Raw genomic sequence first — 16,018 nt, forward strand, 5'->3', positions numbered from 1 at the left:
GAAAGGGCCCATTCTCACAGCAGCAGTTTGTATTCTACTTGTTTGTAGCGAAAATTTAATATCGTTCTTTTGGGGACGTAATCTATTAGTTTCAAGGTTACCTTCTGCGACGAATATTGTAAAGTTAGCAAAAGGCGGACTATTCGATTTATTCTTGCTGTTCATCGGACTAATAATCTTAGCATCAATTTTCTTAGGAATAGTAGTGAATCGCAAGGATTGGTTAATGAATCGGGGGGAACAGGGTTAATGTACCGAGTAAAGGCTAGTTTTGAACTTTTTTCTTTGTCCTTAAGAAAATCTTCAGCATTATTTGGAACAACAGTAATAGGATATTTATTACTGCAATTTCGTGGATTAGAATTTCTGGAGCTTATTGCTGGAAAAACTGTTTTTAATGTTCAATCAGCGCCATTTGCTTTCCCTTTTTTTTGGTATTGGATGCTGATTTGGCCAAGCATTGTACTCTTTCCGTTAATGTATCTTTTTAAAGAAGGGGTATCAGAACAATTTGTTTTGGCGGGATGTTCTCGAATTAAATACTGGGCATTCAGATTTTGCGTATTTGGGATTAGCACAGCTGTATTGGACCTAATATTTTTTTCTTTTTTTAAAATATTCTTAATATACATTGCATTGACAGCAGTTGTTATTTTTACAGGTGGCAGTATCTTGATTACTTCGATCTGGCTACTATTGGCGTTAAGTCAAAAGATTGAAATAAGTTTTTTTTGCGCAATATTGTTTCCTGTTATTGGCATGAATAGTTTCATAAAGTTATTACCAGCAAATTTTTTGATGCCTGTCAGAGCGCAAGAAGCTGGATTGATGTGGTGGCAAGTTCTATTAATAGAAACTGTCTACTTAGTAGTAATTTTTGTTATTGGGTGTATTTTTAGCTATGGAATAGAGTATAAAAAAGGAGAAATTGATGAACGATAATCAAATTGAAATTCAAAATGTTTCCAAAAAAATTAAAGGCGCATTGGTACTGAACAATATAGATTTGAAATTCAAGGCGGGGCAGACATATGGATTGACCGGTATTAATGGTTCCGGAAAGACCATGATTTTACGTACCATTGCCGGCCTCATTAAGCCCAACACCGGTTGCGTTAAGATTGGGGATAAAAGCATAAAAATGGGAGGAGTCCCAGAAGGCATCGGAGCCATGATTGAGAATCCAAGTTTCGTTAACGAGTTCACGGGTGCGCAAAACTTAGAATTATTGAGTCTATTAAGCAAGAAACATAAATCAATAAAAAATGAAATTAACAACATTTTAGATCGCGTTGGCCTCAATCCTGAAGACAAACGTCTATTCCATAAATATTCACTTGGAATGAAACAAAGATTAGGCATCGCTCAGGCAATTATTGGACAACCTAAAATTGTTCTACTAGATGAGCCAACCAATGCTTTAGACGAATCAGGTATTAATCGACTTGTCAAAATAATAGATCAGTTACAAGCAAATAACGTCACAATCATTGTGGCTAGTCATGATCGCAGCTTTTTACAAGTGATTACGAATACTCAGAATATAATTCGCTTAGAGAATGGGTGTGTCGTTTCAGAAATGGATGCTGTTTTATGAAGAAATGGCTGGTGTTAATCTTTGCAGCGATCCTATTTATTGTGTCTGGCTACAAAATCTACATTTTAAATATTCGAGATACCGAGTCTCGGATTGAGGAAGCAACAACGCGCTATGGTGTGGCAACTCTAGGAACGGCTCCAACCATCATTGGTAAACCCAAGGTTAAGAAAATGATGATCAACAAGAACCAGAATAAGGTTCTTCGAGTAACAGTACCATATAAAATTAGTCTGATGAAAGGGTCTATAGGTGCTAAGAATCTAAAACATCCGGTAAATATGTCTAATCAGGTCAGAGTTCAGGCGGGCGGAACTGTATGGACTGCTAATCCGGGGAAAAGTGTTATGCTAACTGGAAAGAGTTGGAAAACTTCAGGAAATGTAATTGTAGATCTCTATATTCAAAATGGTTATCCTGAATCGGCTCTACGAGATTTCCAAGTTTATCTTCTAGAAGAGACTGGCACAACCTTGACTATAGTTCATAAGTACGTTTGAATTTAGTACAAAAATATATACTTCAAGGAATATAAGTAACAAAAATACCGGTATTACAGTATTACTACTTTCAAAGTATGTCAGCAACTAAACGTTGTAAGCTTACTAATTAAACAGAACGATCATATAATTACTGTGTAAGAAGACTGTGCATAATTGCACTAAAAAAGGCCGTCAATCAGAGGACGAGTTAAATGTTTTATAACATGTTCTTTAATGAATGTACGACTGATTATGTGACAAAAAAGGTTGAATGGTTTGGAAAGACCTCGGATTTTATGGCAATGCTTGATTGCCAATAAGAAATGACTGTATGAGTGTTGATACAGGACCCAGTGTTAAATAAATTGTAATAGTGAAGCCGTGTTTCAGGTATTAGTGTCAATACTTGAAACACGGCTTTTAGTTACTATAGGCAACTAAGATATTTAAGTGGAAGTTGGTTTTGTACAGTAATGCTTCAAATTTTTACCTAGTACAATGCAAATTAATTTATGGAGGAATTGGAATAGGCCTCTGAAAAATGTTGATGTGCTAGTTTTAGCTTCCGATAAAAGGTTCTCTCCCCAACACAAAGCTCTAACCAAATACCTACGTTGGTCAATTCTTCGATATTGATGTATTTCCAATAGAGGATAGAACGTTCCAAGGTATTTAATTTATTGATGGCTGTGATGATAGATTGAACTTCGGTTACGATACTATTATTATTTTCTGAAGGTGAGGTTTGCAATGTGAAGTCTTCATTAGCCACTATTGAACGCAGATTACTCCGTCGAAACAAGTGTCTGAATTCTTTTAGTAATTCTTTTGCGTGGTTAATGTTGCTGGTGGTCATTATTGTTTTCCTCCTGTTGATCAGAAAGTTTTGCAAGACTTTTAATAATAGAATGTGGAAGCTTTATTCCTAATTGTCCTAAATTCTCAACTACAGAAATACTGTAATTAAGAATATAGAATCCCATTATGGTATTGGCATAAGGTTTGAATCCAAGAAGGGTTAAGTATGGATATATTGTGAGCAAGATGAGAATCACAATAATGTGTTTTAGCAATCCTTTTAACCCAATACTACTGTCGAGCTTTTGATAATTATTTGAAAGAATTCCACGAAGATTTCCCGTTAAAATATCAAAGATAACAGCAATGATAAAAAAGTGAACATACAAGTTATCTTTCATACTGAAAATATTAAAAAGTAATTCGTGATCATCTAAAAACATGGTGTTTAACGAACTCGTAATACTTGCCCAACATAGATTTTGTCAATGTCAGCAATATTGTTCCACATATATAATTCGTAAATAGTAACGTGGAAACGAACAGCAATTTCGCTCAGAGTGTCACCAGATTTAACAGTGTAGTACATAAGATAGAAACCTACTTTCTTGACTTTAGTTACGGACTTTTAATACTTGCCCAACATAGATTTTGTCAATATCAGCAATATTGTTCCACATATACAATTCGTAAATAGTAACGTGGAAACGAACGGCAATTTCGCTCAGAGTATCTCCGGGTTTAACAGTATAATACATAGCAGTGTTCTCCTTCCTTTAATTTCAAAACCTGTTGCGTTTTGATGAGTAAATAATAACTTGAAAGAGCAGACCAAAATTGTCAGTTAACTGCCAATATACTGTCTTGTACATTTTAAGTGTTTGGCATGAAACATTATTTAATACCAAGTTCACTATAGTTGGAGTGAAGCAGTAATATTATAAAGAGATTATTTTTAAATTTTGAGTTTAATGTCTGAAAAAGTTAAGGTGTTTGTATTCTTAATAGAGAAGCTTAAGTTAACGTGATTGAAATCGCTAACTACTTAATTAAAGTTAACGCATCAACTTTTTCGACCATATTGACACGAAGTTGGCAGGTTATAAATAAGAATCCTATTTAATATATAGATGTTGATTTAATCAACTAAAAATATATGTAGGAGTGTTGATAGCGATGGATATAGCAGTTTTAAAAGTTCAGAAATGGTTGAACAAAACCTATGGGGATGTTCCTAAATTTGGTAGCGTTCCAGAAGATGGTCATACGGGGTGGGCAACTATTTATGGTCTTCGTAAAGGTCTTCAGTATGAGTTTGGCATTTCCGAACTTGATGACGGATTTGGAGATTTAACTATTGCAGCTTGTAATGAAAATGTAGGTGTTTTAGGAATTGGCTATTCTGGTAATATCGCTATGCTGATTCAAGGTGCATTTTGGTGTAAGGGTATTTCGCCAAATGATTTTTCACGGAAATATACAGAAGATACGGTCGATGCAGTTAAACAATTACAAGCCAATGCGGGGATTACACCTGATGGCTCTATGACAACTAATTTAATGAGAGCTTTATTCGATATGAGTGCATTTACACTAGTATCTAATGGTGATCAGGTAGTTCGAGATATGCAACAGTGGTTGAATGCTAATTATGAGCATTATATTGGTCTTCGGCCTTGTGATGGTATTTATCAACGTGATACTAATCAGGCCTTGATTTATGCATTGCAAGTATTGTCAGGAGTTTCAACACCTAATGGTAATTATGGTAGCCAGACAATTCAAAAAACGCCGACTATTGTTGAAGGCGTTACTGGTGATATTGTCAAATTAATTCAATATGGATTATACGTCAATAACTTTTATAAAGATGGGGCCATTGATGGCTATTACTCACCAGAAGTTGCTGATGAAGTTTTAAAATTTCGTCATTTTATGAGATTACCCGAATATAATGGGATTGCAGATATGCGAGTTATCAAGGGATTGCTTACCAGTAATGGAGATACATCTCGTGATTCGGTTGCATTCGATTGTGCAACGCAGTTGACAGATGTTAAGATGATTTCTCGTCTATATAATGCTGGATTTTCAATCGTTGGACGTTATTTAACCGGAACTGTTGGCCAAGATGATAATGAAAAAAATAAATATTTAACGTCTGATGAAGTTTCCAAGTTAACTAGCAACGGTTTTTCGATTTTTCCGATTTATGAAGATGGAGGCTATAGAGAAGCATATTTTACGGCCAAACAAGGGAATGAAGATGCGTATATTGCAGCTAATGCTGCACGCGATTTGGGATTCCCTGATGGAACGATTATTTACTTTGCCGCTGATTTTGATTTACAAGATGGAGATATTGATGGTACGGTGATGGCGTATATGGCAGCTGTTAAAAACGCTCTGGAACCGCTGGGATATATTACTGGTATGTACGGAACTCGTAATATGTGTCGTCATGCAGCATCAAAAGTGGGTATTGATCGATTCTTTGTTGCAAATATGTCATATGGTTGGTCTGGAAATTTAGGTTTTCCGATGCCAGATGGTTGGTGCTTTGATCAGTTTGTAGAGTATACTACTGGCTCTGGAGTCGATATTGACCAAGATGCGGCTTCCTACCTAGATCCAGGACAAAAACATTTTGAAGAAACTGGCATTACAGCCGAAGATGCTTTGAATGAAATCAAAGGGTCACTTGATATAAAGCTAGGAGTTCCGTACACGACAGCCTACGGTCCATTTAAAGTTAAATGGTTAGCAGCGCAAGATATTGCTGAGGGTGATAGTAATTCGACATTTACCATTTCTAATTATCAGTTGCCACAGGCTAAAATTCGTGATTGGTTAACAGATCAATTCAGCGCTGATGAGTATAATATAAAACAATCCGTTGATACGGTAATGAATGGATTGAATAAGATGAGCCTAACAACACAGATAAAAAAAGGTAAGGTATCGGTTAGTTATGGTGTATCAAGTGATGGAATTTTTACTATTTCGATGACTTATTATGTATATTCAGTTAAAAAAGGTAATCTAAAGGAAACATTATCTATGACATTGTCATTAAGCTTTTCTAATAATGATATCGATTGGCCAGACGGTCTAACAAATGTGTTACAAACTGTTTCGAAAGGGGCAGAAATTGCTATTATTGCTGGGGGAGTGGTAATTGCCGTTATTTTTGGAGGGGAACTGGTCGGTGCAGCAACGGGTATCGTTGAGATATTTTTAAATACTCTGAGAGCAATTCTGATTGCTGTTTAATATTTACAAAAAAATCAATTTTAAGTGAAAGATCCCCTACAAGAGTTAAGTAAATTAATTCTTGTAGGGGATCTTTTTAGTTAGCGAAAACTAAGTCTTGTACGTGAAGAAAGTATAGGATGCCTAAAAAGTCTAACATGAGACAAAAGTATAACAAGCCGACCTGATTTCGTATTCTTTGAGTTACATGAAACGCTTTTGGTGACAATAAAATGATTGTGGGATCATTAGCTTTTTTCCAATAATCATAAAAGATCCTTTGAAAAAATAGTTGATCAAGGGCTATTAATGGACAATACCCCAGCATGATAATAAGGGCATTCGAGATGTTTATGAATAAGTTAATTAAGACTGCATATATAATGATAGATTCAAGAAAGTGTAAAAAAATAGCTAGACGGATTCTAATTGAGTGAGTATTTTTGAACATAGTGATCAGCCTATTGCGTTCAATTTTTGCCTTTGACCTTAGATTGGATTTGGTTGGGACCTGTGCTCCTGTATCAGACACAGCGTTAATCAATAGAATCCTTTTGTAAACGTTGATGAGGATAATAGATGTTGTTAGGGGTAGTACAACGAGTAATAAAACAAATATAAAAATCATTTCACACCTCCTATTTACCAAGTATACACATGAACCACTACGATAGACAATAAAAGGCTATCTCACTGTTAAGCAAGTATACGAAGACATAATAATTATTATGAAATGTTGTACTGCTAAATTAATTAAAAAGAATCAATTATTGACACGATCATTGTTACGTTGGTGTTTGAGGATGTAGATACGCATGAGAGCTGGAGGCATTGCGTAAATTGGTTCATGGTATATTATTTAGAAAATTATGGGGTGATTAAAAGACGGTTTCATAGTTAAATGATCGTTATTTAATGTTAAAAATTTAGTTATAGCAGGATTTGAAAATTGATGAAAATGAATATTGTTATAACATTATTGAGTGCTATACCGTGCATAACTAGGACGAAAAGAACTTAAATCAGAAAGGTGTTTTTTAATCTATGAATATGTGTGTATTCTAGTGTTCTTGTTGACTATGAATTCATTAGGTTATACTCGAATTGGTATTTATAGTACGGCTTTTTATAGAAAAGGGTGATGGGTTAGGTTTGACCTAATACTAATAATTTTCATGAAGGGTGTAAAGAACATGCGGATTAAGAGCACCGTAAAATTGGGCTATTCAACGATCAGTGCAATTATAAAACAAGACTGGCCGCTTGCTGTACTGGCGATACTCTTTCTTAGTGGATTTGTAAATGTACATAAAGTCTTACCACCGATGCTTAACTTCATCAATAACAGTGGTCAAAGACTGAATTATATCATGATTATTATTCCATTCTTTTGTTTTTGGTATGCACGGAACATGAGGCAACTTGATCATTTAGTTAAACTACATTTAATTCAGCGGCGTACATATATTGCAATAATGGTAGTCAATGCATTTGTGCAGTCGTTGTTATATAGCATGCTTATTGGGATAGCCATCTTTTTAATGGTGGGGCTTCGACAAGGCGCGACGATACTTTTTTTCTTTTTACCAATTAATCTTCGTTTAGTAACGATTTGGATCTTGTCGTTGTCATGGCTTTTAATGTTAATCTCAATTATTATGACTTGTCTGTATCAGTTCGTTAAAAGAGCTACTTTCATTGCAATAGTCAGTGTTTTAATGGTTGTTGGTGATGGCCTAGCAAGCTACTTCTTGGGGCAAAAATTATTGGTCTCGCGATTGCCATCGCCATCAACTCTTGGCAAGTTTGTAAATGGCGGTTTAGTCGACTTTGGCATAATGATTGCTAAGTTGATAATAATAGCAATCATTATTTTAAGTGCTGTGGTTGCTTGCAAGACGTGGCCAGTTGAAGTTGAAGAAAGGTAATAGCGCATTAAAGTTTGGTTATGAATCGCCTCATTAGGATTGGGACTGATCAGACTAGCTAGTCATTTAAACGATGCCAATCAGCTGCTGAAAGTGTCTTAATGCTTACACTTTTCAACTGATCGATTGACTTGTTTAGTGCTTGACGATTTTCTTCTGATTCTAGTAGATATAAAGTCTCTTCCCAAGAACGAAATTCATCTTCGGACATGATAACCACATTTTCGCTATTGGGTTTAGTGATGATCACCTGATCGTTAAATTCAACAATATCATCTGTCAACTTATTGAGATGATGACGAGCATTATCAAGATTAGTCGTAATCGTGGTCATTGGAATCCCTCCTTATTGAACTTCAATGCGTTTAATTTTCCAAGTATAGCCGCCAACATGTGTGATATAAACATCAACGCCGCGCGTATTAAGGATAGTTGTATAGCCATCCCAATGATTGAGTTGCATTTGGTAGTCAGAAGTATCTTTAACTTTAGTTGTGGCGGTCGTGTTTTTTAGGAATCGGTACGTTTTAGGATTAGCGGCTAGCTTTTTCATCGTGATGTGATTTTGAGAGCTTAGTAGCTGATTCATTTCGGCTGTCACGATGCGCGAGAGGTGGACATCCGAAGTCATGTATTCGCGATAGCCCCAGATGCCGCCAGTTATCAAAAAAAAGATAACGATCAGTACTATTATGATGCGGATGGTAATTCGATTAGCCCGGTCACTCATTTTTCAGCCTCTTTTTTTAGGATTTATCTATAAAATAACACACATCAACCACGAGTTGATATGATTAATGAGCTTGTCGACAAATTATGGGTGTATATTATTAATTGTAAGGGGTTACATAAAGCGGTGAATAAAGCATTATCTTAATTGTGATGCGAGGGGGATTTTAAAGATGTTAAGTAAGAAAAAAAGTTGGTTGGGAATCATCGTATTTTTTGCTTTGGTACCGTTGGGGTTACTTGTTGTGCCATATTTAATTGCCTGGGCTGTACCGGAACGATTTGGTCAGTTGGCTTGCGATTGTGTGATTATCTTACTGGCATATGGGTTAAATCAACGTTATTGGCATGTACCGATTCATTTCTTTTCAAGGCATAAGCCGGTAGGACAGCTAGTTCAACTATTACCGGCGTTAATTTACTTTACGATCATGAAGCTGCCCAGTTGGTCGACGATGGCGTTCAATAAAGTGACGATCTTGATTTTATTGACGGTAATGATGATCGCTGTGGCAGAAGAAATCATCTGTCGTGGATTACTGATTCCGCTGGGATTAACGGTTGCTGGTGGTCGGCCATTTGTAGCGGTCTTGATAAGTAGTTTGGCTTTTGGTCTAGTTCATGTTGTTAATCTAGCACACGGCTCCCTTAACACAGTTATGATTCAAGTAATCTTTGTTTTTGCATCGGGAATGCTGTGGGGTGCGGTGTATTTGAAGACGCACAATTTATTATTAACGATCATACTACATTTCCTAGATGATTTACCGGTGGTCGTGGGTAGTCAACAGTCGAATATCGCAACTTTGAACAGTTCACAGGTTCAAATAATGGTTATGATTGTATTGGGCATAGCAGTGATCGCTTGTGGGGTTGTCTTTTTTCAGGTTCATTCATTTCACTATCATGGTAAAAAGTTACCGCAATAAGTGATTGTTAATTCGCCGAAAAAGCGGCTATAATAATGATATAAAGGGTTACATAAGATTAAAAAGGAAAGCGGGTCATCACATGATTGTAAAATTAGTTGGAATTGCTTGTCTGGCGTTAAGTATCTGGCAGTTTTACGCGGCCAAGAACGCTTTTATGCAAGTTAAACATCACGGTAATCAAGGGACGTCAGCGTTTATTGCTTTTGGATTATGGTATGGGTTCTTGTTTGGCATCATTCTCTTATTTGCGGGGATTATGCTGCTATTTTATGGTTTACCGTTTTAACCCAATACGCTTAATTGGTCACGATCAGCAATTAGGATTGTGGCCTTTTTGTCGATCTGGGACTCGAAATAGTGTATCAACAAGTAGTGTGTTAAACTAGAGCATATCGCAGTGTTTCAATACACTGATACTGTAAAACGGTTACATAAAAGGAGTGACGGAATTGACACGGAAAGCCCGCATTTATGAATATTTGTGTCAGCATGGAGACGCTAATGGCCTCACCACGAAAGCGGTGGCGGAGGCCTTGATGTTAGCTCGTCCCAATGTTAGTAAGGAACTGAATGCGTTGGTCAGAGACGGTGAGCTACAAAAGCTCGCTGGTCGACCAGTGCGATACGTGCCATTAGATGCCGAAGTTGCACCGGCTGAGATGATGTCTGGACCGGCAGCATCCACGACGTCACCCATCACGCCGGCAAGACAAGCAGCACCAGTCGCAACAGTGCCTAAGCCCAACTACGATACCCAACATGATTTATTCGATAGCATGATTGGCGCGCATGAGAGTGAAAAGAATCAAGTGGAACAAGCTAAAGCGGCGATTCTTTATCCACCGCGTGGGCTTAACACCTTGATCATTGGGCCGACTGGTTCCGGGAAAACGTACTTTGCCAACACGATGTATCAGTTTGCGGAATCACAACAGGTCTTAACGAATCCGCAGGGACTAATTACGTTTAACTGTGCCGATTATGCGCATAATCCAGAGTTGTTAATGTCACATCTATTTGGCTACATCAAAGGGTCATTTACTGGCGCCAATGAAGATAAAGACGGCCTGATTCAAGAGGCGGATGGCGGCATGTTATTCCTCGATGAAGTCCACCGCTTACCCCCTGAAGGGCAAGAAATGATCTTCTACTTCATGGATCATGGGACTTATTCGCGTTTAGGGGAAACGGCCAAGAATCATCATGCCAACGTGCGGTTAGTCTGTGCCACCACTGAAGATCCGAAGAGTTCGTTACTCCAGACATTCGTCCGGCGAATTCCAATTACGATTCAGTTACCAGCCTTTAATGATCGTTCAGCTAAAGAACGGTTGGAACTTTTGAAGGCCCTCTTATCTTTAGAAGCGAATCGCATCAACAAGCAGATTCGCTTGACCGAAGATGTGGTACAAGCCTTACTTGGTTCGGTCACGTTTGGGAACGTTGGACAATTGAAGTCCAACATTCAGTTAGTCTGCGCGCAAGGTTTTGTTAATAGCATTGAAAATGACAGTGAAATTGAAATCACGATGGATGATTTACCAGAAAACATCCGGGGCGGTCTCGTAACGGTGGCCTCAAATCGGCATGAACTCGGTGCCATTTCAGAATTACTCGATCCATTTTTAATTGTGAAACCAAACGATGGTCCAACTCCGATTCGCAATAAGAACGATAACTATGAGTTACCTTACAATCTTTACGAGATTATTGGGGACAAAGCGTCTTTGTTACGCCGTGAAGGGCTCGATAAGGAACACATCAATCGTTTTATCACGACCGATATTAACTTACATTTGAAGTCATTTTATAAACAGACACAGATGAATGTGTCGCCAGAAAATAAGTTGGCGGAGATTGTCGACCAAGATGTGATTGATTTTACCAAGATGGCGCAAACCACGATTCAAGAAATGCTGGGTTACAATTTCAAAGACAACTTTATTTATGCGGTAAGCTTGCATATCAGTTCGTTTATCAAACGGATTCAAGCCGGCAAACCGATGCGACAGATGAGTCAAGATATGTTGGCGATGGTGAAAGATTATCCCGCGGAAATTAAAGCCGCTGAGTATTTGAAGCAGTCATTAGATGAACGCTACCATTTACCGATCCCACAATCAGAAGTGTACTATCTAGCTATTCTATTGATTTCGCTCAAGTCGATGCAACTAGATGGTAAGGTTGGCGTTTTAGTCGCGGCCCATGGGATGAGTACCGCATCATCAATGGCTCAAGTGGTCGGGCAATTATTAGATGATTATGATGTCGGTGCGTTCGACATGCCGCTCGATATGGACCCTAATAGCGCCTATACGCGGGTCAAAGAGCTAGCCATCAAGTTAGATGCTGGCAACGGGGTGTTGATGTTAGTCGATATGGGATCGTTGACCACCTTTGGCAAACGGATTGAGGCCGAAACTAAGGTTAAGATTCGGACTATTGATATGGTGACGACCCCGGTTGTCCTAGAAGCGGTTCGTAAAGCGAGTTTGATTGATAGTAATCTAGACACGATTTACCATGAACTGGTTGGATTCAAAGGGTATTCACGGATTTCACGCAACCTGCCAACTGAAGCGGAATCGGCGCCAGAAGTGGTTCCAGCTAAAGCGGCTACGGATCAGCGGGCCATCATTGCGATTTGCTCAACAGGTGTGGGGACGGCCGAACGGATTAAAACGATTTTGGATAGTTTGTTGGCTCAGAACTTTATTGAAGGGATTACCGTTTTCCCTGTTTCTGTTGTTAATATGGCGGCGCGGTTGGCTCAAATCGCCCAGTCTTATCAAATTATTGCGGCGACTGGGATTGCCAAGCCGGATTTAGACGTGCCATTTATCTCGTTAGAAGAGTTATTACAAGGTGGCGGGGAGAAGTTCATCGATCAACTGGCAACGGGCTTAAATGCGCCGCAGAACAAGTTGACCGACTTACGTGAATTAACGCCTGAACTTTGTGAACGATATCTCGGTGATTATTTCACGTTCTTGAATCCACGCAAACTAACCACCTTATTGTGGCAATATAGTGAAGTGATCGGCGAACATTTGGCACAGCCAATGGCTAATGCTTTTCGGATTGATTTGATCATGCATTTAGCGGGCGCGCTAGAACGGACCGCCATTAAAGATTCGATTACGGCCCCAGCCGAAGAGCTCACGACATTACCAGATGCGCCTTGGTATCCAGTCGTTATTGAAGCCAATGACCAAATTACGGCGCAACTACAGCTAGAATTTTCGGCGGCCGAAACGTATTATATTGTGCAATTATTGGAATCTCATCAAGCTGAGTTGAAATGATACACTAGTTGGCACGTTTTTTGCATGAATAAAAGTAGCAGACCGGATTAAGAGAGGGGTAGCAAAATGTTAGCATTTATCGTTGTGAGTCACGGCGAATTTGCCAAGGGTGTCGTGAACTCGTCATATATGATTTTTGGGCAACAACCAAAAGTAAAAACGGTGACGTTTGAATTGGATGAAGAACCAGAAGAACTATCACAAAAATTAGATGCCGCAGTGGCGACATTCGAAGATAATGATGAAATCCTATTTTTAGTAGATCTATGGGGAGGCTCACCATTTAATGCGGCAAGTCGGATCGTTGCAGAACACGCTGATCGTATGGGCCTAATCACCGGGCTTAACTTGCCAATGTTGATTGAAGCCTATACGGTGCGTGACAAGCCGATCAATGAAGTTATCGCGCATTTGGAAGAAACGGGTAAAATCGGCATTAAGCACTTGGAACTCTTACAAGACGGTGAAGAAGCGGAGCTACTATGACCATGGATGTGCGTCTCGCGCGAATCGATAGTCGGCTGTTACACGGCCAAGTGGCGACTGTTTGGACCAAATTTGTGGCACCAACGCGTATTTTAGTGGTGTCAGATACAGTGGCTCAAGATGCTTTGCGCAAATTGTTGATTATTCAAGCCACACCACCGGAAGTAAAGGCTAATGTGATTACAGTTGATAAAATGATTGAGATTTATCACGATTCATTATTCGACAATATGAAACCATTGATTTTAACAGATACGCCGCAAAACATGGCCCGACTAGTGGCTGGTGGGTTAGACTTTCAGTCGGTCGGCATCAATATTGGCAGTCTGGCCTATTCAGGGGGCATGGTGATGGTCACCAATGCCATCGCGATCGGTCCCGATGAGGCCCAAGCGTTGTATCAATTACAAGCAGCGGGGTTAAAAGTTTACGCACAAAAAGTGCCAACCGATAAGCGTGTCGATGTGATGCCACTATTGGCTAAGAATGGCTTTCAAGCAACGGCTACGGATTAAGCGGCCTACGCCAGCCAGTGATTCTGCCAGCTGTGGGGACCGGTTCCAGCCGAAATTCGGGCTTCCACCTCGCTTTTAAGCCTAGCCCAACCCGCTAGTCTCAAAAGTCGTCCACATCGTAAAGTCCGGTAGAATCATCCGGACTAACGATGTCTTCACAGCTGGCGCCATCACTGGCTGCCTCCGGCTATATCATGATTCATCTTATGATGTGAGTCTATAAGTGATCATTATTTTAATTTGAGTCAAAGTTAGCCGAGAGTGAGTCCATTCAGCGCCCAGCCGTGGGTGTCTCTTAGCGATTTATCGCTTAGAGACTAGCGCTTTTGAAACGCGGTTTTAGCGGTTCAAAACGAAGGCTGAGACCGTTTTTTGGCTCAGCCTGTCTCCCCACAGCGTTCCGGCGCAGAATGGGCGAACGGCAGGCGGCATTAAAAAGTAGACTAACCATAACGAGTTTGAGGACAACCCTCGGCTCGTTTTTTAGTTTGGCGAGTCAAACTTAATGGGGAGAGTCTAAGGATTTGACTAAAATTAGCCGTCAAGCTTTGAACGCTGGGGCTTTACTGCTAAAATTAGGACAATTAGGATATTTATATTTCAGGGGGTTCGATGATGACAGTTTATACCAAAATAACCGCGACGGGACAGTATGTGCCGGAACGGGTGGTGACTAACGATGAGTTAGCGACCTTGATGGATACAAACGATGAATGGATTCAAGCGCATACCGGGATTGTGACCCGGCATTATGCCATGGATCAAGAAAACACTTCAATGTTAGCGACGCAAGTAGCACAACAATTGTTAACCAAGAGTGGCTTACGGGCAACCGACATTGATTTAATCATTGTGACAACGATTACCCCTGATGCGTTGACACCTGCCACGGCCTGTTTAGTGCAAGCCAATATTGGTGCGGACAATGCGTTTGCTTTTGACATGAGTGCGGCCTGTGCCGGCTTTACCTTTGGATTAGCAACGGCGGACAAATTTGTTCGTAGTGGGCAATATCAAAACGTGATGGTTATCAGTGCCGAAGTGAATTCAAAAATGATGGATTTTCAAGATCGGACAGCCGCCGTTTTCTTCGGTGACGGCGCGGGTGGGGCGTTACTACAAGCCACAACTGATCCAGCTGAAAATAACATTATTGCTGAAAAGCTTCAAACTAAAGGTGATGCGCAAGTGATCCATTCTGGTCGGGTGCAACCACTCAAAACAGTGGCGGCTACGAATTACCCACAAACGGATGCCTTTTATCAATCTGGTCGGGATGTTTTTCAGTTTGCCACAACGGTCGTTCCAGAACAAATGCGAACATTACTTCAAACGGCCGGTATTGCGCCAACTGAATTACAGTACGTCATTTGTCATCAGGCTAACTTACGCATTATCGAAAAGATTGCGGCTAACTTAGATTTACCAATGACGGCCTTCCCACATAATGTCGAACGATTTGGAAATACGTCTTCAGCGGGCGTTGCGATGGCGCTAGCGAGTGTCTTTGATGATTTAACGGGTTCCGCGTTGTTGACTGCCTTTGGTGGTGGATTGGCGTATGGATCGATTTTAATTAAGAAGTAGGGGTGACTAATTTATGGATATTAAAGCCTTAGATCAGTTGGTTGAGAAGTATGCCAAAGAAGGCTACGGTCATATTCGGGTTAAAGCGGGTGACTTGGAGATTGAAGTGACTAAGCCACAGGCGGTTCAGTCGGCCCCGGTGATGGCACAGCCAACTGAAACAGTAGCGGCCACAGACGATGTGACGGCAATCACTAGTCCAATGGTCGGTGTCGTGCATTTGACACCTGATCTAACCGTGGGCCAAGTGGTTACTGAAGGACAAGAACTCGGTCAGATTGAAAGCATGAAGTTGTTTAATCCGTTGACGGCACCTCACGCGGGTGTGTTAACGGCCATTTTGGTCGCTGATCAAGCGGCTGTTGAGTATCAACAACCATTATTTGAGTTACGAAAGGATCGGTAGG

16 protein-coding genes are annotated in these 16,018 nt (G+C 39.9%); 12 read left to right on the forward strand and 4 right to left on the reverse strand.

Translation table 11 applies throughout. The annotated features are described in order from the left end of the window. Positions 1 to 249 precede the first annotated feature (249 nt). From FFM84_RS08285 to FFM84_RS08295, 3 genes are read left to right on the forward strand one after another with little or no spacing between them, the layout of a single operon-like run. Positions 250 to 942, forward strand: a complete 693-nt coding sequence (locus tag FFM84_RS08285) for a hypothetical protein (RefSeq protein WP_130844801.1) — start codon at positions 250 to 252, stop codon at positions 940 to 942. Continuing rightward, positions 932 to 1,597 (forward strand): ATP-binding cassette domain-containing protein, encoded by a 666-nt coding sequence (locus FFM84_RS08290; RefSeq protein ID WP_130844802.1) that lies wholly within the window; start codon positions 932 to 934, stop codon positions 1,595 to 1,597. The genes FFM84_RS08285 and FFM84_RS08290 overlap by 11 nt, the downstream gene beginning before the upstream one ends. Then, positions 1,594 to 2,097 (forward strand): hypothetical protein, encoded by a 504-nt coding sequence (locus FFM84_RS08295; RefSeq protein WP_130844803.1) that lies wholly within the window; start codon positions 1,594 to 1,596, stop codon positions 2,095 to 2,097. The genes FFM84_RS08290 and FFM84_RS08295 overlap by 4 nt, the downstream gene beginning before the upstream one ends. Positions 2,098 to 2,584: 487 nt before the next feature. On the opposite strand, the gene FFM84_RS08300 is transcribed toward FFM84_RS08295, so the two are convergent. Next, positions 2,585 to 2,935: an ArpU family phage packaging/lysis transcriptional regulator gene (locus FFM84_RS08300; protein ID WP_130844804.1), complete on the reverse strand. Its 351-nt coding sequence runs from the start codon at positions 2,933 to 2,935 to the stop codon at positions 2,585 to 2,587. Next, complete coding sequence (locus tag FFM84_RS08305) at positions 2,916 to 3,320, reverse strand: phage holin family protein (RefSeq protein WP_130844805.1); 405 nt, start codon at positions 3,318 to 3,320, stop codon at positions 2,916 to 2,918. The genes FFM84_RS08300 and FFM84_RS08305 overlap by 20 nt, the downstream gene beginning before the upstream one ends. 733 nt (positions 3,321 to 4,053) lie before the next feature. Here FFM84_RS08305 and FFM84_RS08320 point away from each other — a divergent pair. Next, the gene (locus FFM84_RS08320; RefSeq protein ID WP_130844808.1) at positions 4,054 to 6,150 is read left to right on the forward strand and encodes a glycoside hydrolase domain-containing protein; all 2,097 of its coding nucleotides are present in this window, start codon (positions 4,054 to 4,056) and stop codon (positions 6,148 to 6,150) included. 1,172 nt (positions 6,151 to 7,322) lie between these two features. Continuing rightward, positions 7,323 to 8,057 carry a hypothetical protein gene (locus FFM84_RS08325; RefSeq protein WP_130844809.1) on the forward strand — a complete coding sequence of 245 codons (735 nt, stop codon included), beginning with the start codon at positions 7,323 to 7,325 and terminating at the stop codon, positions 8,055 to 8,057. 58 nt (positions 8,058 to 8,115) lie between these two features. Here FFM84_RS08325 and FFM84_RS08330 read toward each other — a convergent pair whose 3' ends face one another. Then, entirely contained in the window at positions 8,116 to 8,391 is a 276-nt protein-coding gene (locus FFM84_RS08330; protein WP_130844810.1) for a type II toxin-antitoxin system Phd/YefM family antitoxin, read from the reverse strand. Between the two features lie 12 nt (positions 8,392 to 8,403). Continuing rightward, a complete protein-coding gene (locus tag FFM84_RS08335) occupies positions 8,404 to 8,787 on the reverse strand; it encodes a hypothetical protein (RefSeq protein ID WP_130844811.1) in 384 nt (127 codons plus the stop codon). Positions 8,788 to 8,959: 172 nt separating this feature from the next. On the opposite strand from FFM84_RS08335, the gene FFM84_RS08340 reads away from it, so the two are divergent. The 7 genes from FFM84_RS08340 to FFM84_RS08370 all read left to right on the forward strand — a co-directional run bounded on the left by FFM84_RS08340 (position 8,960) and on the right by FFM84_RS08370 (position 16,017). Next, complete coding sequence (locus FFM84_RS08340) at positions 8,960 to 9,715, forward strand: CPBP family intramembrane glutamic endopeptidase (protein ID WP_130844812.1); 756 nt, start codon at positions 8,960 to 8,962, stop codon at positions 9,713 to 9,715. An 82-nt stretch (positions 9,716 to 9,797) separates the two neighbouring features. Next, positions 9,798 to 10,004 (forward strand): immunity protein, encoded by a 207-nt coding sequence (locus tag FFM84_RS08345; protein ID WP_130844813.1) that lies wholly within the window; start codon positions 9,798 to 9,800, stop codon positions 10,002 to 10,004. Positions 10,005 to 10,167: 163 nt separating this feature from the next. Then, positions 10,168 to 13,023, forward strand: coding sequence for a sigma-54-dependent transcriptional regulator (locus tag FFM84_RS08350; RefSeq protein ID WP_130844814.1), 2,856 nt, complete (start codon positions 10,168 to 10,170; stop codon positions 13,021 to 13,023). Positions 13,024 to 13,089: 66 nt separating this feature from the next. Beyond that, positions 13,090 to 13,509: a PTS sugar transporter subunit IIA gene (locus tag FFM84_RS08355; RefSeq protein WP_130844815.1), complete on the forward strand. Its 420-nt coding sequence runs from the start codon at positions 13,090 to 13,092 to the stop codon at positions 13,507 to 13,509. Further along, positions 13,506 to 14,024: a PTS sugar transporter subunit IIB gene (locus FFM84_RS08360; RefSeq protein ID WP_130844816.1), complete on the forward strand. Its 519-nt coding sequence runs from the start codon at positions 13,506 to 13,508 to the stop codon at positions 14,022 to 14,024. The genes FFM84_RS08355 and FFM84_RS08360 overlap by 4 nt, the downstream gene beginning before the upstream one ends. Positions 14,025 to 14,639: 615 nt before the next feature. Further along, positions 14,640 to 15,611 carry a beta-ketoacyl-ACP synthase III gene (locus FFM84_RS08365; protein WP_130844817.1) on the forward strand — a complete coding sequence of 324 codons (972 nt, stop codon included), beginning with the start codon at positions 14,640 to 14,642 and terminating at the stop codon, positions 15,609 to 15,611. A 13-nt stretch (positions 15,612 to 15,624) separates the two neighbouring features. Further along, entirely contained in the window at positions 15,625 to 16,017 is a 393-nt protein-coding gene (locus FFM84_RS08370; protein ID WP_130844818.1) for an acetyl-CoA carboxylase biotin carboxyl carrier protein, read from the forward strand. Position 16,018: the final 1 nt, after the last annotated feature.

Source organism: Lactiplantibacillus mudanjiangensis (genome assembly GCF_005405385.1).
In the GTDB taxonomy this organism is placed as follows: Bacteria; Bacillota; Bacilli; order Lactobacillales; family Lactobacillaceae; genus Lactiplantibacillus; species Lactiplantibacillus mudanjiangensis.